General features: G+C 48.0%; 16 protein-coding genes. 3 read left to right on the top strand and 13 right to left on the bottom strand.

Annotated elements, in window-relative coordinates; genetic code table 11:
• Nucleotides 1-126: 126 nt before the first annotated feature.
• On the bottom strand, nucleotides 127-1,602 hold the full coding sequence (locus CR205_RS02145) for a phospholipase D family protein (protein WP_110516484.1): 1,476 nt from the start codon (nucleotides 1,600-1,602) through the stop codon (nucleotides 127-129).
• A gap of 265 nt (nucleotides 1,603-1,867) precedes the next feature.
• Complete coding sequence (locus CR205_RS02140; RefSeq protein ID WP_110516482.1) at nucleotides 1,868-2,467, bottom strand: hypothetical protein; 600 nt, start codon at nucleotides 2,465-2,467, stop codon at nucleotides 1,868-1,870.
• 152 nt (nucleotides 2,468-2,619) lie between these two features.
• Between CR205_RS02140 and CR205_RS02135 the strand changes: the two genes are divergently transcribed.
• Together CR205_RS02135 and CR205_RS02130 are read left to right on the top strand one after the other, a co-directional pair.
• Nucleotides 2,620-3,495 (top strand): hypothetical protein, encoded by an 876-nt coding sequence (locus CR205_RS02135; RefSeq protein ID WP_110516480.1) that lies wholly within the window; start codon nucleotides 2,620-2,622, stop codon nucleotides 3,493-3,495.
• The gene (locus CR205_RS02130; RefSeq protein ID WP_110516477.1) at nucleotides 3,479-6,124 is read left to right on the top strand and encodes a DEAD/DEAH box helicase; all 2,646 of its coding nucleotides are present in this window, start codon (nucleotides 3,479-3,481) and stop codon (nucleotides 6,122-6,124) included. The genes CR205_RS02135 and CR205_RS02130 overlap by 17 nt, the downstream gene beginning before the upstream one ends.
• Nucleotides 6,125-6,234: 110 nt before the next feature.
• On the opposite strand, the gene CR205_RS02125 is transcribed toward CR205_RS02130, so the two are convergent.
• The 5 genes from CR205_RS02125 to CR205_RS02105 form a co-directional block, all read right to left on the bottom strand.
• Nucleotides 6,235-9,807 (bottom strand): GH32 C-terminal domain-containing protein, encoded by a 3,573-nt coding sequence (locus tag CR205_RS02125; protein WP_110516475.1) that lies wholly within the window; start codon nucleotides 9,805-9,807, stop codon nucleotides 6,235-6,237.
• Between the two features lie 62 nt (nucleotides 9,808-9,869).
• Nucleotides 9,870-10,895 (bottom strand): LacI family DNA-binding transcriptional regulator, encoded by a 1,026-nt coding sequence (locus CR205_RS02120; protein WP_236634683.1) that lies wholly within the window; start codon nucleotides 10,893-10,895, stop codon nucleotides 9,870-9,872.
• A gap of 153 nt (nucleotides 10,896-11,048) precedes the next feature.
• Entirely contained in the window at nucleotides 11,049-11,570 is a 522-nt protein-coding gene (locus CR205_RS02115) for a BsuPI-related putative proteinase inhibitor (RefSeq protein WP_161524639.1), read from the bottom strand.
• A gap of 174 nt (nucleotides 11,571-11,744) precedes the next feature.
• On the bottom strand, nucleotides 11,745-12,593 hold the full coding sequence (locus tag CR205_RS02110) for a YitT family protein (protein ID WP_110516471.1): 849 nt from the start codon (nucleotides 12,591-12,593) through the stop codon (nucleotides 11,745-11,747).
• 103 nt (nucleotides 12,594-12,696) lie between these two features.
• Entirely contained in the window at nucleotides 12,697-12,966 is a 270-nt protein-coding gene (locus CR205_RS02105; protein WP_236634682.1) for a hypothetical protein, read from the bottom strand.
• A gap of 121 nt (nucleotides 12,967-13,087) precedes the next feature.
• On the opposite strand from CR205_RS02105, the gene CR205_RS20380 reads away from it, so the two are divergent.
• Complete coding sequence (locus CR205_RS20380; protein ID WP_201745337.1) at nucleotides 13,088-13,228, top strand: hypothetical protein; 141 nt, start codon at nucleotides 13,088-13,090, stop codon at nucleotides 13,226-13,228.
• A gap of 268 nt (nucleotides 13,229-13,496) precedes the next feature.
• On the opposite strand, the gene CR205_RS02100 is transcribed toward CR205_RS20380, so the two are convergent.
• The 6 genes from CR205_RS02100 to CR205_RS02075 form a co-directional block, all read right to left on the bottom strand.
• Nucleotides 13,497-13,640 (bottom strand): lmo0937 family membrane protein, encoded by a 144-nt coding sequence (locus CR205_RS02100; RefSeq protein ID WP_110516467.1) that lies wholly within the window; start codon nucleotides 13,638-13,640, stop codon nucleotides 13,497-13,499.
• Nucleotides 13,641-13,868: 228 nt separating this feature from the next.
• A complete protein-coding gene (locus tag CR205_RS02095; protein WP_110516465.1) occupies nucleotides 13,869-14,240 on the bottom strand; it encodes a rhodanese-like domain-containing protein in 372 nt (123 codons plus the stop codon).
• Nucleotides 14,241-14,306: 66 nt separating this feature from the next.
• Complete coding sequence (locus tag CR205_RS02090) at nucleotides 14,307-15,428, bottom strand: AI-2E family transporter (protein ID WP_328587707.1); 1,122 nt, start codon at nucleotides 15,426-15,428, stop codon at nucleotides 14,307-14,309.
• Between the two features lie 140 nt (nucleotides 15,429-15,568).
• Complete coding sequence (locus CR205_RS02085; RefSeq protein ID WP_110516462.1) at nucleotides 15,569-16,612, bottom strand: LacI family DNA-binding transcriptional regulator; 1,044 nt, start codon at nucleotides 16,610-16,612, stop codon at nucleotides 15,569-15,571.
• Nucleotides 16,613-16,966: 354 nt separating this feature from the next.
• Nucleotides 16,967-19,336, bottom strand: a complete 2,370-nt coding sequence (locus tag CR205_RS02080) for a glycoside hydrolase family 31 protein (protein WP_201745336.1) — start codon at nucleotides 19,334-19,336, stop codon at nucleotides 16,967-16,969.
• Nucleotides 19,337-19,436: 100 nt separating this feature from the next.
• Nucleotides 19,437-20,279: a sugar ABC transporter permease gene (locus CR205_RS02075; RefSeq protein WP_110519628.1), complete on the bottom strand. Its 843-nt coding sequence runs from the start codon at nucleotides 20,277-20,279 to the stop codon at nucleotides 19,437-19,439.
• Between the last annotated feature and the right edge of the window lie 6 nt (nucleotides 20,280-20,285).

Here is a 20,285-nt window from a genome sequence, read left to right as displayed (position 1 = left end):
AGGCTTTATTGATTGTTTAAGTGGCTATGTTCGTTTGGATTGTGGCTATTGACCATATTTATCAGGAGACAAATGGCGGTGACTCCAGCGGTGAGCCCTTTGCCTCCGGGCTTCAGATGCCCCGACCTAAAACGTCGAAAGTCCGCTCCACTCCTGAAAGCGGTACAGCCAGCGGCTCGTTCTTGCGGAATCTTTATAAGCGTTATAATCGTGAGTGTACTCGGCTCCTTCATTAAACCAGAGACGGTCAAAGTAAGCCCGCACATCCGCGAGTGTTTCGGAATTTTCCCCGCCGGTAATCTTCACGTTTGTCTCAAGATTCAAATCATCCAGATTACGTCTCGTAAAATTTGCAGACCCTGCAATAACAGCCGCCTCTTCCCCACGGTCCACGAGCACCATCTTTGTATGATACTGTTCCCCGCTCGTATTGTACCATCGCACCTCGACACCTGATTCCCACTCCGCAATCAGTTCATGGGCAACGGGTCTGTTCGGCACACCATTTTTCTCTCTTCCAAAGGCATCTTTGTTTGCATCAAGGATCACCCGTACGTCGGCGCCTCGGCTGCCGGCATCCAGAAGCCCCTGAATCACATCACGTTCTGATAGATAAAAGGCACCAAGATAAACGGTATCCCCCTCACCTGCCAGGGCCATTTCGTCCAACAGATGTTTCTTTATTTTCCCCTCGGTTACGAGTTGAATCTGGTCGCCGGATCCTTCATCTGCCACGTCACGCTCGTCAATCTCAAACCCTGCAAACCACTCTTCATCGGCCCCGGACATCAGGGCAACCGCTTTTTCAGATTCCACGAGATCCTGGAGAACAGGACCGTTTATCACCATTGCCACATTCGAGTGGAGTCCGCTGGCATCATGGGGGTTGGCTGAGGTCACCATACCCTCCTGCTCTGTGACAACGACCTTACGGTGATTCGCTTTAAAATTGAGCAGTTTTAAATATGAACGGACCGTGCCGTCCGGGCTGTCCGGGCTGAAAGGATTCGGAAGCCAGCCTCCACCTTCTTTATTCCCAAGCCACTGAGGGACTGCACGCCAGAATGCACTGAAAACAGGGTTCGAATCTCTCAGATCAGTCAGATCCGTCATCACCACTCGGACACCGGCTTCCTCCAGTGCAGCAAAACCTTCTGATTCGTAGGACCCGTAAAACGTATTGATTGGATCCGTGATCACGATAATTTCCATATCTGGATTCGCTTCCTTTTTCTCAGTCAGTGCTTCAATCAGGCTTCCTGAAACCTCTGGAAACTCAGAAGCACGATCGTATTCATCATTAAAAAGAAACATATCGATCAGGATAAACTGCTCAGCTTCGTCGATCATCGTATGAATTTTGTCAAAAATGACGTGGTCGTGCTCGGCCCCATCCTCACCTGCAAACGTATGGTCTGCCAGAAACTCCGCTTCACCTGTATGAACACCGCCTTCATAGGACACCCCTTCAGGAAGCGGCATGAAAAGACCGTATACAAAAAAGACCCCATAGATCAGCACAGCACCAAGCCCCGCGGTTCCAAAGATCCCTTTCTTCGTCCAGACCCGCTTTCTTCCTGATTTCGTGACAAGTTTCCCCATCCTGCAATTCCCCCCGGCTTTCTCTTTTCCCATCTATCTGAATAGTAGCACATTTATACAAGGAAATTATGTAAATACAATGTGAAATTCCCATATTGCCTCTTCGCACAAAAAAAGCCCCTCAGGAGCTTGTCCACGTCTTTTTCACGCGCCCTGTCTCGCATTTTTATATCAGGGCCCCAATCCTTTTCTATGTTCAGTTCTTCATCTAGTCAGCGGGCAAAAAGAAATCCGCGCATAGCGGATCAGGATCGCTAGTCGGCTCTTAGTCTTCTTGGTGAAGTTCGTTACGCTGCTCCGCCAGGGTTCTCAGCTTCTCTTTTAACTCTCCGCACTTCTCAGCATCATTTGCCTCCATCGCTTCAAAAAGCTCCATAAGAGAATAATCAATTTCCGCACCAAGTACATAATCCATCACTTCAGGATCCACCTCACGTTTGTAACCTTGTCTTCTTCTAATCGTTCTGTAAGAACTCATTTCCCTTTCACCTCCACCAATTTTCATTACTGATACAATTTTCCCGTTATCAAAGCAGCTCACATAAATCCAGCCATCAGTTTCCGTTTTTACAATGCCGCGACCTTTTCCTTCCGTGATCAACTCTTCCAGAAGTATAGCCACTTCCTCAAGATCCACCTGCAGCTCCTCCATGACGATCGCAGTTCCTTCATTTTCCTGCTTTCGAATCGGAATCATCGCTTGTCCCTGGTCATTTTTTATAAGAAGCTCTACCGTCTCCTCTTCATAACGCCACGTCAGGCGAAAATCCGCTTGAAGCAATTTATGAATGAACGTTTTAAGCATCGGTTTAGAAATACGAACGAAAAGATCCTGAAACTCGGCCTTGAACCGAAAATCTTCCATGACCACGCTCCTTTCGATTTTCTTACTGTTATCCTATGTCGCGGCAGAGAAAAAAGAATGACTTTTCCGCGTCCAATTTCAATTATTTTTGTTTGTCCGCCTTGTCCAAACCCTGTAAAATAAAGACTAATCACTTGAATGGGGGAAAAGCCGTGCCACGTCTGACCGAACGACTGCTCAATCACAACATCGACCCGCAACGCTGCCTCGAACAGGCCAGGACAATCAGCGGGGAGCTGATCAGAAATGAGAACCCGGAACCGATTGCAGCCGACCACCCCCTTCACACATTGAACGTGCTCAGGCTCACGATCCGCGACTTAACAGAGAAGCGCTACCTGCCCCTGAGAAAAAAACACCTTACCTCCCTCTGGGATAAAGAAACGGCCCGTCCTTCGTTTTACATTCCGAATAGCTTAGGAGAACGCGCGCTCTTTGAAGACCTGCGATCCGAGTGTGCTCATCATATTCCTGTTCCGCTGCCGGAACCGCTGCTCAGAGAAGCACACACCGTACGATCCGGCTCCCAGTGGCTTGCCGGATGGCAGACAAGACCCCACGCCGGAAGGTACAAAACCTGGTACACGTCTCTTCCGGAAACGGAAAAGGAATCCTTAAAAAATGAAGCACTCGAGTACCTCGGCCGGTTCCGCCATCATCCCGGAACGCGCCGGGTCTGGTTTCAGCTTCTCTTGTTTCATAAGGAATACGAAGACGGCCTCGCCGCTCTTCTGGCTGATGAACCGGATCCCCTGAAATGCAGTACAGACGAAAAAGAGCTGATCCGGACTTCTGTTGCGGACCGCTCCTCTGTGCCGTTTCTGTTTCAATGGATTGAACGCCTCATCGAGCGGCGCACTGCCGCTCATTACAAAGAAGCCCGCACCTGCCTCGGGCTTCTTGAACAGTCGTGCACACGTCACGGAATGACAGAACGCTTTTTAGCATGGCTTCCCGTTCTGCACAGACGGTACGCGCGATATGCTGCTTTTCGAAAGGAGTTGAACGGTTTTGAAAACGAACGTTGAACGTCTGGGCCTCTTTCCTGACCGGGAAGCACCCGGTTTTTTTCTGTGGCTGGAACGAAACGGCCGTCCTTTGGCAAAAAGTGATCAGCTCCTGTTTAAGCAGCGCTTATTTCGGCACGATGAACCTTCCTTTTTCGGCACCGCTTTTCCGCTTGTAAGCGGTGAAGACATGGATGGAAAGCCGGTCACTGGTACAGTCATTCCTTTTGAAAGGGCTGATCTTCTGGCAGGACAGCACCCTGAAGCGCTGCAGGTAAAGCAGGCCCCGGTGCCCGGCCGTTTCGGCAGCTGGCAGGCCGATCTTCCTGACCTGCCCGTCATTTGGCCCGACTCGGCAGCCTGCACAGGAAATCCGGCTGACGTTCTTTTTGCCGGTTACACTTCAGAAGCCCTGGAGCACCTCTCTGCCGATCCGGATGAACGAATCCGGCGCTGGACAGCCGCACTTCGTGATCCCGGCGAAACGTATGAGCTTCCCCTTCACCTTTACCAGTTCTGCCTGGGCCGGCTCGGCATTGAGGATAAACGGCCTTTCCAGTTCGCCCTTGCGGTACACGAACCGGACCTTTTCTCAGACGACTGGAAGGTGGAAATTGTGATTACAGAAACAAAAACCAGACGGACTGCCACGCTGTCTGAGGTCACTGCCGGACATCATCCGTTTATTCATAATCCGGTTATGGAAATAAAGGAAAAAGTGCAGCGCCTCGCAGCTGTTCCAGGTCTTGAACCTTTTTCCTCCCGAGAACCTGTTCTCGTCATGGACGACGAAGCTGTCTATACTCTTCTTCAGGACTTTCAGACCGTTTGTGAACAGGCCGGTATCGCGGTTCTGGTTCCCCAGAGCTGGGAGCGGACAGTGGCCTTCAGCTTAACCGGTGAAGTCTCGCCGTCGCCGTCAGGTCGTGGGGCGGAAATAGATTGGTTCTTTTCCCATCATCACACCACACTCTCCGAAGAGCAGATCCGTGAGTGGGTGGAAGAGCAGCGCCGCTTTATCCAGTTCGAAAACCGGTGGATGCGGTGGGATCTTCAAAAAGCGGAGCGCTATCTGAAAGAAATTAACCGGATCAAAAATGATCATCACGCAAGCCTGTTCCAGGCGATTCAGGAAATTGTTTACATGCCTGGAACTGAAAATGATGAATCTTCCGCAGATGATGACGAGACTATCCGTCTGAGCGTTTCGCCGCACTGGTTCGAAGCGGTACGGAGCACGACCTCCCCGAACCTCCACTCCAGATGGAAACCAATGTTGAAGCCGTATCAGATCGAAGGGGTTGAATGGCTTCTGTCCATGAGGTCACTCGGTCTCGGTGCCTGTCTGGCTGATGAGATGGGACTCGGGAAAACGGTACAGGCAATTGCCTACAGTGAGCACGTTTCCAAGGCTGAAGATCAGCCGGTTCTCATCGTCTGCCCTACTTCTCTTCTTGAAAACTGGCGGACTGAACTTGCCCGTTTTGCACCGGAACTTGACGTGACCGTGTATTACGGCTCTCCGGCAGTCAGGGCCGGAATTGATTTAAAAAAGAGTGATGTGGTGCTGACCACCTATCCGATCCTTGTAAAAGATGCCATCTTCTCAACGGCTGAGTGGGCCGCTGTTTTATTTGATGAAGCTCAGATGATTAAAAACAACCGCACCCGTGTGTGGAAGGAAGCAAAAAAGCTGAACGCAGGCCACCGAATTGCCGTTACGGGAACACCTGTGGAAAATCGCCCTGCAGAGCTCTGGGCCCTGTTTGACTGGTTTGCAGAGGGCTATCTGGGTACGCTCTCTTCGTTTTTGAAGCGGTTTTCCGGTGACAGGGAAACACGACTCAAAAAAGTGATCGAACCCTTTGTTCTGCGGCGGACCAAGCAACGTCAGCGGCTGGATTGGCAGATTCCTGACAAAAAAGAGGTGACCCGGTCCTGTGAGCTTACCCGCGAACAGCATCTGCTTTACCGTGCTGTAGTGGAAGAAACAACCGAGTCACTGGACTTTTTAGCTCCTCCAGAAAGAAAAGGCGTTTTCTTTAAAGGCCTTACACGATTAAAACAAATCTGTAACCATCCGGCTCAGTATTATGATGAACGGCGTCCACTGGATGGCCGCTCCGGAAAATGGCAGCTGTTTATGAACACGATTGACGAACTGCTGAGTGAGGGAAGACGAATCGTAGTATTTACGCAGTACCGGAGAATGGGTCATCTTCTTCAGCAGGGGCTTGATGAAGCTTTTTGTCTCTCCCCGGGTTTTTTGAACGGATCCATGAAAATGAAGGAACGGTTTCAACTGGTTGATCGATTTAACCAGGGAGAAGCCGGTCCGGTTCTGCTTGTGTCCATCCGTACCGGTGGAACAGGCCTTAACATGACCGGTGCTTCGGAAGTGATTCATTATGACAGATGGTGGAATCCGGCTGTGGACCGCCAGGCAGCCGACCGTGTCCATCGGATTGGCCAGACGAAACCTGTTACCATACATGCGCTCACCACCCGGGGCACAGTAGAGGAATCGATTGAAAAAGCCCTCGCTCAAAAAGAGGAACTCTATCAATCACTCTTTAAGGATGGCGGCCAGACTCCGGTCTGGCAGATGCCTCCGGACAGACTCCGCACGCTGTTTTACGGGGAGGAATAAACTGGATGGTGGATAATGATTGATGAAGAGGAGACCTTTCTCTGGAATCGGTCTGTACAGAAAAACACCGGAATCTCAATAAGAGCTCCGGTGTTTTGTGTATCGTTCATTCATTTTTTCGGGCAGGGCGGCAGCCCCGGCTGCTCAGGACGGCCCGGCTGATTCGGTTTGCCCCGAGGCCGGCAGTTCTGATCGGTGCCGTAATAGATAACCAGATCTTCATGGTCAAATTCCGTCTGAAGATCCACCTGGACATTCACATCATCCAGATTAATATGACCAAAACCGCCTTCATGCTGGTCTGCCACCTTGATATATAGTTCTTCACCGACATAGTCGGATGCATCCCAGTGAACACGTCTGTACTGTTCCGTGTTCCGACCGGTTTCTTTTTCCAGATACTCTCCGTCTGATGCGCGTACAAGGGCTACATAAAGCCGTTCAAGATCATTGCCTCCAGCTACGAGAAAATCGATTTTCCCTTCTGCACCAAGTACGAAATTCTGCGATTTCATTTCTCCGGTCAAACTATCTCCTCCAAGCTCACCATTGTGGCCCCAGTAATGAAAATGTTTGGGATTTACTTCGGTATGAGCCTGATTAAAATCTCCGCCCCATCCCCAGTTGGCTGCATTTGTCACGTGAGCATTCTGAAAGGCGTCACCTTCAATAATTTCCCACCCTGTTAAATCACCAGTCTGAAATGTATGGTTAGGGAGGGACTTATGCGGCACAATCGGTTCTGGATCTGCATTCATTGCCGGTACGGTTTCTCCATAGGCAGAACCAAGTTCCCAGATATCGAATTTCCTGATGTTGACATCTCCCCCTTCCGTCCACACGTCAACACCCATGGCATCCAGTGTCGGATAGACGCGGGAGGTGATGCTCCGCTTTCCATCTGCATAGGCCTCAATCATTGAGCGATCAAGGAATACGTGGAGGTTCAGCACCCCATCCTCAAGCGAGAGCTCCCCTTCATGAACCCCTTTTCTTGTATCTGGATCGAGGCTTGAACGGTTCCGGTCGATACCGAACGTGTCATCTTCGAAACGGTGGTAAAGAAGTGTCTCTTCTTCCCCGTCCTCACTTTGACGAAGCGTGAGTCCAAATACATCAGCGTCAATGTTCTCAACTTCGAGCTTTATTTCAAGGAGGTCTCCCTCAATGCGGTTTAACTTTCGGCTGAGCCGTTCGGCTGGTACATTCCGATCCGAAATCAGTTTCCGTTCACGCAGACCTTCGAGTTCACGGATCGGTGCAATTCCCAGTTCTCCCTCGTCTGTCAGCGACAGCTCGAGGGGAAGTCCTGCATTGTGTGCCCAGCCGGCATCAAAGTGTTCCTGCTCGGAGCGGCGGTCCTGCGCAATGCTGAACAGCACGGAACGTCCGTCGTGATCTTCAAAACCGCTTGGACCGGTGAAGTGCTCCCCATAGTCAAACAGTCTCGGCTCCTCATGATCAGGAACAAAGCGATTTTCTTCCCGGTCCCATTCGCCAATCCAGTGCCAGACATATTTCACATCGTGTTCACTGTATCCGTCGTACCACGGGTTGATAAAGAACGCATGTTTGCCCGAATCTTCCCCACCCTCATCCTTCAGAGGTAGAAAGACAGGCAGTTCCCACACATGCCCGGTAGCCGGATATTTCTGTACATCTCCGGTAAAAAAAGGTCCTTTATACGTCCATTCGTAAAGATCGGTTGATGTATATAAAAGCGCTGTCCCGCCAACATGCTCTCCTTCGTCCTTGATTCCGGAACTTACGAGCTGGTAGTATGTCCCGTCTTCTTCCCACACGTAAGGGTCTCTGAACTGGCCGAACATAATTTCCCCTTCATCCGCGTGGAGATCTTCTTCCTGAACAGTGACAGGTTCGTCATGCATGTGCCATTCTGGAAGATTCACGTCTCCATTTTCCCCGAACGTGCTTCTGGCCAGTCCAACCATCTGATTCGGTGTTTTACTGTCATCCCCTGCTGTAAACAAAAGGGCAGGCTTTCCGTCAGGTGCTATTGCCGCATCACCGGACCACACACCATCCGGTGAAACGGACCCCCCATCCGGTGCCAGAGCAACCGGCATATCCTCCCAGTGAATCATGTCATCACTCACGGCGTGACCCCAGTGAATCTGATTCCAGTAAGGTCCGTGCGGATTATGCTGGTAAAAAATATGATACTTTCCTTCAAAATAAAATGGCGCATGAGGTTCATTCATCCAGTGTTCGGGCGATATAAAGTGGTACTGCGGACGATGACGGTCACCGTCATAGCGGCTCCGGTCGTAGTCCATTTCCGGTTCCGGATGTTCGCCGTTATCAAAATGTTCTGTGTACGAGTTGTAGGCCTCTGCTGCCTCGGTTTCACCAAATGCCATACCATGAATAACGATCTCATCCATCAGTCCGTTAAACATGTTCGCAGTGAACACCCCGTTGATTTCAGAAGGCTGATTATGCTTGCCTATTCGGAGTGGTTCATCTGACGGCATAAAGCGGGGCTCTACAGGAATAATCGTTTCTCCTGCCTTCTCCCCGTTTAGAAACAGTGTCATCTTCCGTGATTCCCGCTCCAGCGAAGCTACGATATGTGACCACTGAAATTTTTCCAGCTGCATATCCGCTTCTGCTTCCACAGTAAACCAGGATCCGTTCAGTCCGGCTTCAAACAACCAGGTCCCATGCCGCCCCATTCCAAGGGAAAAACCTTCATTCTTCGCTGCATCATGCTGATTGATAATAGCCGATGGTTTGCCACCGTTTCCCCATTCATAAGATCGCGGGGCCACCCATGCCTCAATGCTGAACGTACTGTTCAGCTCTTTCATGTCTGCTGCGTCCCTTTCAATCCAAGTCGAAAATCCGTCAAACAAAAGGGAACCCTCTGAAATTCCCTGACTCCAAAGCGGATCCGTGGAAGGTTTGTCCGAAGCGTCGTTAAATACATAATGTACGTCATCCTGCTGTCCGCTCACTACTTCTTCTGCAAGAGCCCCTTCTGTTTCGTTCAATTTCCAGTGGGAAACAACTTCAGGAAGAGGTTCTTCATCACTTCCACCAGGTTTGTGGTAAACCTGAAAATCATCCACATTGATGTGCGCCCATCCTCCAGTGGAACCGTTTACTACTTTGATCCGCAATTCTTCACCAAGGAATTCCGAGGCATCCCATAGTACGCGATGATAGGACTCACCTGCTGAATCGTTAAATCGTTCATTGTTCTGTCGAATCAGCTCTTCTCCGTCATCCGCCCGGACAAGCGCCACATACTGATCGGGTAAATGGCCCCCTCCGATCAAAAAGTTAATTTCACCGGTTCCACCGAGAGTAAAAACGGATGATTTAAGAATGCCGGTTCTGCCATCTCCATCATTCAGTGCCCCCCATAGGTGATATGTACCTTCCTGATTAAAAGGAATTCCATCCCAGTAAGTTGAGTCGGAAGACACGCTTGCATCAGAAAACGCCTCTCCCTCTACCACTTCCCATCCGGTAAGGTCACCCGTTTCAAAACCGGGATTATCGATTAAGTACTGATCATCCGGCCCTTCCTCTTTATTTGATTCTGCACCGGCTTCTCCTGCAAAAGAGTAGGAGACAGTCTGCATAAGCAATATAACTGCAAGAAAAACACAAAAATATGACTGGCGTTTTTTCACGATAGGCATCCTGCTTTTCATTCATTTCACTCCTTATGAATAATATGGATATTTAATTCCTTCCGCCTTTTACTTCAGAAGAATCAGCTGGATCCCCGGATCAGAAGCTCCGTTTGAAGTCGATATTCACTGTTTCCAGATTCACCTCCCTGATCAATTCGTGCAAGTAGAATTTCCGCTGCCTTTCTTCCTATCTCCCCTGAAGGCTGCCGAATGACAGACAAAGGAGGCTGGGTAATCTGCGTCCATTCATAATCGTCATAGCCGATCACGGCAAGCTTTGATGGGATACTGATTCTATTCTCCTGAAGACAGCTGATCGCACCGATTGTCATGATGTTATTGGCTATAAAAAGGGCGGACATTGGTGTTTTCAGCAGTTCCCTTGTAAGGTGCTTCCCGTTCTCCAGTGAAGGGACACCTTCTTTAACAAGCTTTCTACTGGTTTTTATCCCTCCTGCTTTCAAGGCGTCCTGATACCCTTCAAAACGATCGTCACTTGTGGTTATGCCGAGGGGACCTGTAATGTATCCCACGTCGCGATGCCCTTTTTCCAGCAGATGAGTAACAGCCTCGTAGGTGCCCCGGTAATTATCCACTAAAACACAGTCACCTTCATATCCTTCAGGCTTCCGGTCAATAAACACAACCGGACAGCCGGGAGGCAGAATATCATGATACATTTGCTGATTTCGACCCGCTGAAGCAATGATCATCCCATCCACGTTCTGTGAAGCAAACATTCGCAGCTGCTTCTGCTCCAGTGCCTCATCTTCTTTGGAATTACTCAGAATCACCTGGTAACCGCTTTCATTTAACTTGCTTTCAATTCCGTGGGCAATGGACATAAAGAAAAAATTTGACGTGTCTGCTTCCTTTACCGGAATAAGCAGACCAATAATCTTTGTTTTATTACTTCGCAGACTTCTGGCAACCGAATTAGGGTGGTAGTTAAGCGCTTTCATTGAGTCCAATACTTTTTCTCTGGTTTTCTCTGCCACGTAACGCGTCTCATTTATCACATGAGAAACGGTAGCCGTCGAAACACCTGCTTTTAATGCCACGTCTTTTATTCTGATCTGCGTTGCTTCATTATTCTTAACACTCACTTTGCAACGACTCCCTATGATTTAAGTAATCGATTACGTAATCGATTACTTAAATCATACTTCCATAATTTCCGCGAGTCAATATTATTTTTTTCTGGGTATATATCTGGGTATAAAAAAGAACGTCCCGATTCGGGACGCTCTCACGTATGCTTACAGGTCCACCATTTTATTAAGGGTGAAGACACTGTTGTCGATTTCTTCGTTATCAATAGAGAAAATGTTCAGCATAGCCTCCACTTCAAGTGTGCGGCCGGACAGGTCTTCCCCTGCCTCCCATACATCTTCAATCACATATTCTCCGCCGGGCTCTATCGTTTCACTTACGAGAGCCTGGGTGAACATCTGGCCTTCTGAATACTGGTAAACGGTGCTTCCGTCTTCCTCGATCACCACATCATATTCCTGGCTTGATGCAAAATCCAGCCGGATTTCCTCGTCTGTTTCGTTTTCAATCGTCATAATTGTACGAAGCGTGTCACCGTCTTCTTCAACATACATTGTAAAAGTAAGATCGTATTCACTGACAGATGCCTCTTCTTCGCTCTGTTCTTCTCCGTTTTCTTCATCAGGATCAGCTGAGCCACCCGTCGGGTCATCACCGGTTCCGCAGGCTGCAAGTGCGAGCGCGAAAAAAGAGAACGAGATGCCTTTCATCCATTTTGCTGCTTTCATAACTGGCATGCCTCCTCACAATCTCTGTTCGTTCTGATACATTAGTCGTCAGGAACCGGAGAACGTTACACGGCCTTTTTTGAAGCCGTTTTCTCACGCTCCAGCCGAGGATGCCAGCCGGCATCGCCGCGGTAAACGAACGGACGGCGTGAAGCGAAGCTTATATTGAATCACTCAGTCCTTCCGGAACATCCCGAAAACTCCAGTGGTCTGAACGATATTTGTAAATGCCGTAGGATCAACCTCTTCAATGATATGGCGCAGATGATAAAGCTCGTAACGGGTAATTACAATCATCAGAATTTCCTTGTCCTCTTTCGTATAGCCGCCTTTTGCAGGGATTCTAGTGACGCCGCGCACCACACGTTCATGGAAAACCCGCTGAAGCTCATCCGGATTTTTCGTGACGATCATCGCCGTCAGCTTCACATGACGGGTATGGATCGTATCAATGATCCGCGATGCAACATAAAGGGTCAGAAGCGTGTAGAGTGCCTGCTCCATACCGAACAGAAGTCCTGCCGAAACAACGATCAGGGAGTTCATAATAAAGAAATATACACCAAGTGAGCGGTCGGTGGAGCGTGCCATGATAAGTGCCAGGATGTCCACCCCGCCAGAGGATGCACCGTATTTAAGAATAAGCCCGCCGCCGATCCCGCTTAACACCCCGCCGAACACTGCATTCAAAATGACGTCGTCGCTTATGACGGTTATAGGTATAATTTCAAGAAAAAACGTTGTCGCTGCAACGTTGACAAAGCTGTAAAAAGTAAAACTCTTCCCGACTTTTTTCCAGCCCAGGATTGCTACCGGAATATTCAGGACAAAGAGAAAGATCCCAGTTGATATCACGGGAACAAGCTCGGATAAAATCTGGGCAAGCCCTGTAAAACCACTGGCAAATACATCTGCCGGAATCAGGAAAAAGTTAAGCGTAATCGCCAGAATCAGGGCAGCGCCTACGGAAACCGAAAATTTCTTGATTTCTTCAGATACGCTCGTATTAAATTTTGCTAGCATTGCCGTCTCTCCTTCTGTAACGCAACCGCATTCACTGGTTCTTATTCTAGTCGAATTTCAAGAGAAAAAACCACCATGTATGCATGATGGTTCTTTATAGTCGTTACTTGTTCATATTTTCGTTGTAGTAGTTGACGGAGTACATTGCCCCTTCGTCAACCATTGAGTTGTCCTGGATGTCATCCGGATCTGAATGGCCGACCTTTTCATTCAGGTAGGGATTGTGGTCTTCTTTCGTTTCATTTTTAACCTTCGACTTTATTCGCTTGAATGAATGGTACAGCTTTTCACGGTTCTCTTCTTTTCCAAAATAGTATGAGCCTGCAGCAACGGCCGTTGCCACAAGAGTGGATGTAATCAGTTTATTTGCCAACATCACTCACCCCTTCTTTTTAGTTGGTAATAATACTTTACCCCCTTTACATTGGGATAAACCTTACATATCTTTCTCGTCTGAAGCACATAGTAGAACTGACGAAAGGAGGTCAGGCGTCATGCCTTACAACCCAAACCGCGATCCGGATAAAAAGCCTGTTGACCGTCAGGCCCGCCGCGAAGAGAAAAATCTTCAAGAGCAGGCTGCACGGCAGAAAACAGACAAACACAGCTATTCAAAAAAGACAGATCATCTTTAGATTTCAGAAACAAAAACCTGTTCTCGAAAAGATTGTTGCTTTATGACTCTTCAGGTGGACGCTTTCCGCGGGCATCGCTTCAGCCTCCTCGGGAAAATCGTCCTGCGGGGTCTTCAGTCGATGCTGATCCCGCTGGAGTCGCCACCTTTCGCTCCATAAATAATTTGGTCAATAGGCAACTAACCGAATACAGCCAAACAAAAAGGGAGACCCCTCTTTTTCTGCAGGGTCTCCTTTATGTGATCTCCGCCACTGTCTCTTGCTCGCGTCAGGCTCGTCTGCCTGAAATCAAATTAATAATTGCAACAATCAGTGCAACAACGAGAAGCAGGTGAATCAGACCGCCGCCAACCTCAAAACTGAATCCAAGTAACCATAGTACAATAATAATCGCGACAATTGTCCAAAGCATGATTTGTACCTCCTGTTTTTTAAGTAGTGGATTTTTTCTGCAATCATAACTGCGTGCATATCATGATGCTTTTTGATGTTTCTTGGTGATAAATTACCCCTACGAATTGCGTGCTAAACATTTGAAGAGGGCTTATCATTTGATCAAATTTTAACCGAGGTGTAAGAAACCCTGACATAACGCAAAAAAGACCTTTTATCATTTAATGATAAAAGGTCTTTTTTCCTATTAGCGCTTTTTCAGGTCTTCCGGAGTTTCAATCCGTTCCTCCGGCCCCTCATTTTTGCCGTATTCCCAATCGAGCATACCGCCGTCGTAGTTTGTGACTCGGTCAAAGCCTTTATCTTTCAAAAACATTGCTACATTCTGGGAGCGGTTCCCGCTGCGGCAGATAAACACGTATTCCTTTTCCTTTGAAAAGCCGTCAATCATCTCCGGTACACTGTTCATCGGAAGGAGCGGAACTCCTGGAATATGTCCTGCTTCGTATTCTTCCGGCTCTCTGACGTCAATAACAACCGTGTCTGCCGGTTTATTTTTTACAAGCTCCTTCAATTCCTCTGCATCTACCTGTTTGATTCCATCAATTTCATGCGGCATGTTTAATCATCACCTCTGCGTGTAGTGAACTGCTTTGTACAGTATATAGAAAAACGGTTACGATCTTCAAGTTTCGGAAGTATTCTCTTTGTCGTTTTCATGATCCTGCTTCCGTTTGAGCATGTACAGACGGTATGCGTGAGAAACGACTACCTTTGAAACAGCGTACGTCGGCACAGCCAGGAGCAGTCCGATCAGGCCGGCAAACTGTCCTGCAACGAGTAAAAGTAAAATAATAGTCAGGGGGTGAACCGCCAGCTTTTTCCCCATTATCTGCGGACTTATTACGTTACTTTCCACCTGCTGTACAATCACGATCGCAATAAGAACCTTCAGCACCATAAACGGTGAGTCAATGATGGCAACAATAACAGCCGGGATGGTCCCGATCCACGGCCCGATAAACGGAATCACATTAGTGACCATTGCTACGAGGGCCAAAATGAGAGAATACTCAATACCGATAATGAGAAATGCAATGTACATAAGAACACCGACACAGAAACTCACAATAATCTGTCCCTGAATATAATTGCTCAGTGCCCCGTCCAGATCATTCAGAATGCGGTGTCCTTCGTCCCGCTGTTTTTCCGGAAGGTATTTAAGGACTGTATCAGGAAGCTTCTCCCCGTCCTTGAGCATGTAGAAAAGTATAAACGGGATAATGATGATAATAATCAGAATACTAGTAATCGTGCCGATAAAACCGGCAATGTTTCTTGTAATTACATCAAAAGCCTGAGTCAGATAGGCAGTAAAGTTATCTGTAATCTCTTCAATGGAAAAGTTATCTGTTTCCTGGAAGCGGTCCACCCATTCGTTATTCTGAAGATCGATGAGCATCGCCCGGAAATCGTTAAACAGAGCCGGTGCATTGGCAACAAGGTTTGTTACCTGCTCCTGGAGTGTCGGTCCGATGAGAAAGACGAGACCGGTAATAACACCGATCATCATCAGGTAGATAACCAATATGGAGAGCGGCTTCGGAACCTTCCTTTTATGTAACAGACCGACAATGGGTCTTAGAAGGTAAAAAAGCACCCCGGCAATCAGAAAGGGTACAAACAGTGTTGAGAACATCACACTGATTGGCGTAAAAATAAACGGTACTTTCGTTGCCAGATAAATAATGAGAAGAATAAAAGTCAATCCGTATAAAAACCTGAAAAACTTCGACTTTGGCAACACATTCACCTACCTTTTTAGTTAAGCCATATTATAGCACAATCTTCCTTTTAAACACCCGGATTAAACCCGTACCTGATTATCCAAAGAAGGCCTGCATTAAACAAACCACCCGCTGAAAGCAGGTGGTTCAAATACGAGGTTTACTGAGGAGCCAGTTTTTTTGCCTGGCGCTGGCAGGACTGCCGTTTAATCAGCTTGTGTGGAATAAGAACTTTTTTCGGAGTGACAGCCGGGTGCATAATCTTTTCAATCAGGCATGTGGCTGCTTCATAGCCCAGACTGTAAATATTAATATCCACCGTGGTCATTGGCGGTGCAGAGAGTTCGGAGATCATCACATTATTAAAACTGACGATACTCACATCATCCGGCACCTTCATGTCCATTTCACTCAGCATCCGAAGCACCCCGAAAGTCATCATGTCGTCTGCCACCAGCATAGCCGTAGGGGGTTCTTTAAGACTCATCAGGTCGATTACCGCTTCCTGGCCGCCTTCCTGAATTTCCTCGTGAAACACCACATAGTCATCACGCAGTCTAATTCCGGCATTTTTAAGTGCCCGCTCATACCCTTCCATATGGTCAACGGTTACCACGAAGTCAAGATTGCCCCCAATAAAGGCGATCCTCTCATGGCCGAGAAGCAGGAGGTATTCCGTAACTGTTTTTGCAGCTTTAAAGTTATCATTGTTCACATAAGTAATATTGGACATTCGTGCATCGTAGGGACGGCCGATGACGGTAAAAGGAAAATTCTGCTCATACAAATACGAAATGACTTTATCATTTACCCGGGAATACAGCAGAATAATCCCATCTACCCGGCGCCCTTGAACCATATGCTGTACTTCCTCAAAAATCTCTTCCTCTGTCTGCCCTGTTGACAGATAAAGACCGTATTCCAGCATATGGGCTTTCGTACTGATCCCCCGGATTACCTCGGGGAAAAATGGATTCTGGAACGTTTTGTTCGCAGAGTTTGGCATGACCAGTCCGATCGTTTTGGTACTTTGATTTGCGAGGCTCCTGGCATTAAAGTTAGGATGGTAGCCTAACTCGTTCATCGCTTCCCTCACTTTTTCCTTTGTACGCTGACTGATTCTCGGGCTGTTGGCGATCACCCGTGATACAGTGGAGGGAGCCACATTTGCTCGTTTTGCCACATCTTTTATTGTTATGGCCATGGGCTTTACATCCCTTCGAGTATTATTCATTCTTGCAGATTGCAGAATCTGCTTTGCCGGATCATTTACTGGTCCGCTATCTATACCGCTATCCTCAAAAATGACTGAATAGAGGCTGTGCACGTATTTAATGGACCATTTTCAATTCTTAAAACAAAGCTCACATGACGTTATTGAGCGAAAGGCGGCGTCTCCAGTTGCAAAAGCAAGAGCCGAAGACCCCGGAGAGCTGTATTCCCAAGGAGGCTGAGGCCTTGCCAGCGGAAAGCGTCCGCCTACAGCGAAATAAAACAGCCTTTACCTAAAGAGCCATCAAAAATTAAAGAACAATAACTGTGGTATCAGTAAATCCTGTTACCTTCTTATTCTCAGTTTAACCACACCATCAGCAGAAATTTCCGTTTCAACTCGGTTTCCATCCACTGTTGCTGCAGTTACTTCCCCGGCCCCATATAAATAAACTGTAATCCCGTCCCATGACGGGGTATAGGTCTGATTAATCTGTTCAGTTGTAACCGTTAACATATCACGATCATACGAGAATTGTACATACTTTTCAAACGCTTCATTTTTTTCATAGCCGAATGTCTCTCCGTCATCTTCATACAGAGTATAGGAGGTTTCCCCTTTATCTCCAGTATAGACGTGAAGCTGGTATTCCAATTCTTCCACAGCGGTTGACTGCTTCGGCGATCCGTGCGCAACAACGCTGTCCGCCTTCACAAAGATTGGGAGGGTCTGGATGTCTGCCTCCGTGAGAATATGCTTTGGCCCCTGCAGGTTTTCCTTAGTCCAGTAGTTAACCCATTTCCCTTCAGGAAGGTAAACGGCACGGTGAAACATATCCGGCGCAGTAATTGGTGCAATAATGACATTGTCTCCGACCATAAACTGATCACTCAGATTAAACGTGTTTTTATCTTCCGGATATTCCAGCACCAGCGGGCGCATCACTGGAAGGCCGGTAACGGAAGCGTCACGGAACAGCTTGTACAGCTGCGGCATCCAGATGTAGCGCAGATCGATGTATTTTTTTACGTTCGCTTCTACTTCTTCTCCAAAGCTCCATGGTTCCTGACGAACTGTCCCGATGGCACTGTGGTTCCGGAAATATGGTGTAAACGTGCCAAACTGTGTCCAGCGGGCAAGAAGCTGTCCGTTTGCATCGTGGGCGAAGCCGCCCACATCAGGTCCGGTAAAAGGCACCCCGGACATGCCAAGATTCATGCACATCGGAATGGCAAGCTGGAGATGTTCCCAGAAGCTCCTGTTATCCCCAGTCCAGACACTGCCGTATCGCTGAACTCCTGCAAATCCGGCACGGGTCAGCAGAAATGTCCGCTTTCCGCCAAGGTTTTTCTTCATCCCTTCATAGGTGGCTTCTCCCATCTTGAGCCCGTAAATGTTATGAAGCTCCCGGTGTGTTTTCGGATTTCCGTTATTATCATGCATCACGGCAATATCCATTGTTTTTGTCTCATTAAACACGGCCGGCTCATTCATATCATTCCAAATGCCTTCAACCCCAAGGTCGGTATAGAAGGTATGCTTATTCCCCCACCAGTCGCGGACCGCATCACTTGTAAAGTCAGGAAAGGCACTGCTTCCGGGCCACACATCCCCGTGATAAATCGCTCCATCAATGTACTTGCAGAAATGCCCTTCCCGGATCCCTTCCTGATAAGCCAGATATTCCGGGTCTTTCTTAACGCCGGGATCCACGATCGGAACGACACGGACTCCCTTCTCCTTCAGGTCCGCGATCAGCTTTTTGGGATCAGGGAACCGGTCTTCATCAAATGTAAAAACACGATAGCCGTCCATATAGTGAATATCCAGATAAATCGCATCGACCGGTATTTCTTTTTCCAGAAAGCTGTTAACCAGCTCACGGACTTCTGATTCTGTTTCGTAGCTGTAGCGGGACTGATGGTAGCCGAGTGCCCATTTTGGCGGTAGCGGCATATTACCGGTCAGTACAGTGTAGTTTCCGAGCACTTCTTTCATCCCAGGTCCTGCAAGCACATAGTAATCGAGCTGCCCGCTCTCACCGCTGAAAAAATATGTGCCTTGATCCTTACGCATATTAAAATGAGTTTTTCCTGTATTATCAAAAAACAGACCGTGGGCACGCCCATTGCGTAGTGTCATAAAAAAGGGAATTGATTGATACAGGGCATCCGTTTCCGGATTATGCGGTGCATACACATCTGTGTTCCACATAGTCATTTTTTCGCCGCTCTTATCAAGAAAACCGGTCTTCTCTCCGAAGCCGTAATAATGATCATCAGCATCTGCATTCTTGAAACAAATCACCTCGCCTGCAGCGCTGTGGCCCATCCCTTTTTCACCTTCAGATACGATCGGTTTACCCGTGGCATCAGTAAAGCTGATCCGAAGCGGTTCCAGCGCAAAATGAACCGAAAGACTACCGCTCTTCATGATCACACTGTTTTCATTTTCTTCATATTCTACGTGGACGTTTTCAGGTGTCTGGATTACGGCAAAGCTTTCATCCAGTACAGGTGAGTGTTTCTGATTCATCACAATTCTGGCTGCATCATCACTGTAAAACAGAACCGTAACAAATCCGTTCTCACACTCCAGATTCAGATGGGTTTCACCCTTCTCAATAGAAAGGACATTTCCAATATCGCGATAGTCTGTGCCCTCAATCTGATTTTCTTTACCAGGATGGATGGCAAAACTCGTATCCTGCATCATACATTCCTCCTGAATTTGCGGTATTTTTGCAAATAAAAAGATACGGAAGAAAGAGGGGCTCTTTCTTTAAACCGTATCTCACTAAGACAAGCAGCACCTTCTACCCTTTCGTAGCCCCTGAAGTAAGTCCGGAAATAAGGTAGCGCTGCAGGAACAGATAAACTGCTGCGATTGGTACAGCGATTAGAATCGCACCGGCTGCAAATCGCGTAAAGTTGTTGGCGAACTGGTCGTTTACGAAGTTAAACAGTCCCAGTGCGAGCGTAAAGTTCTCCGGACTCCGGAGTACAATCCGCGGCAGAATGAAGTCCATGAACGGTGCCATGAAGTTAAAGAGGGCAACAACCGCCAGAATCGGCTTCGCGAGCGGAAGCATGATCTGGAAGAATACGCGCAGGTGACCTGCACCGTCGATGCGGGCAGATTCATCAAGCTCCCGCGGAATCGTATCGAAATATCCTTTTACCAGGAACGCATTCATCGGAATGGCGCCGCCTACATAGATAATGATCAGACCAAGAAGGGAATCAAGAAGACCGACCATATTAAGCAGGATGTAAAGGGCTACCATCGCCATCAGTACCGGGAACATCTGGACAAGAAGGAACGCGTATAGTCCGTTCTTACGTCCGACAAAGCGGTATCTTGAGAACGCATAAGCTACGAGGGCAACCATAAAGGTGGCGATCAAAGAGGTGGAGAATGCGACAATCAGCGTGTTCTGGTACCACTGAACATAGTTGCTTCGCGGATCCGTGAAGAGCCAGACGTAGTGTTCCAGTGACCAGTTATCAGGAATCATCCGGGCGCCGTACATGCTGGACCCCGGATTAAGGGAAAGACCCAGTGCCCACAGAAGAGGGTAGAAAATGATCACGAACATGACCCCGATAATTGTATAAATCAATGCAAGTTCAAGGAAATTTTTTCTTCTTTTACTCATCGGTTT

Origin of the sequence: Alteribacter lacisalsi (assembly GCF_003226345.1) — a bacterium.
Taxonomy (GTDB): Bacteria; Bacillota; Bacilli; order Bacillales; family Salisediminibacteriaceae; genus Alteribacter; species Alteribacter lacisalsi.
The sequence above is the reverse complement of the archived record's forward strand: the minus strand, read 5'-3'. Positions and strand labels throughout refer to the sequence as shown.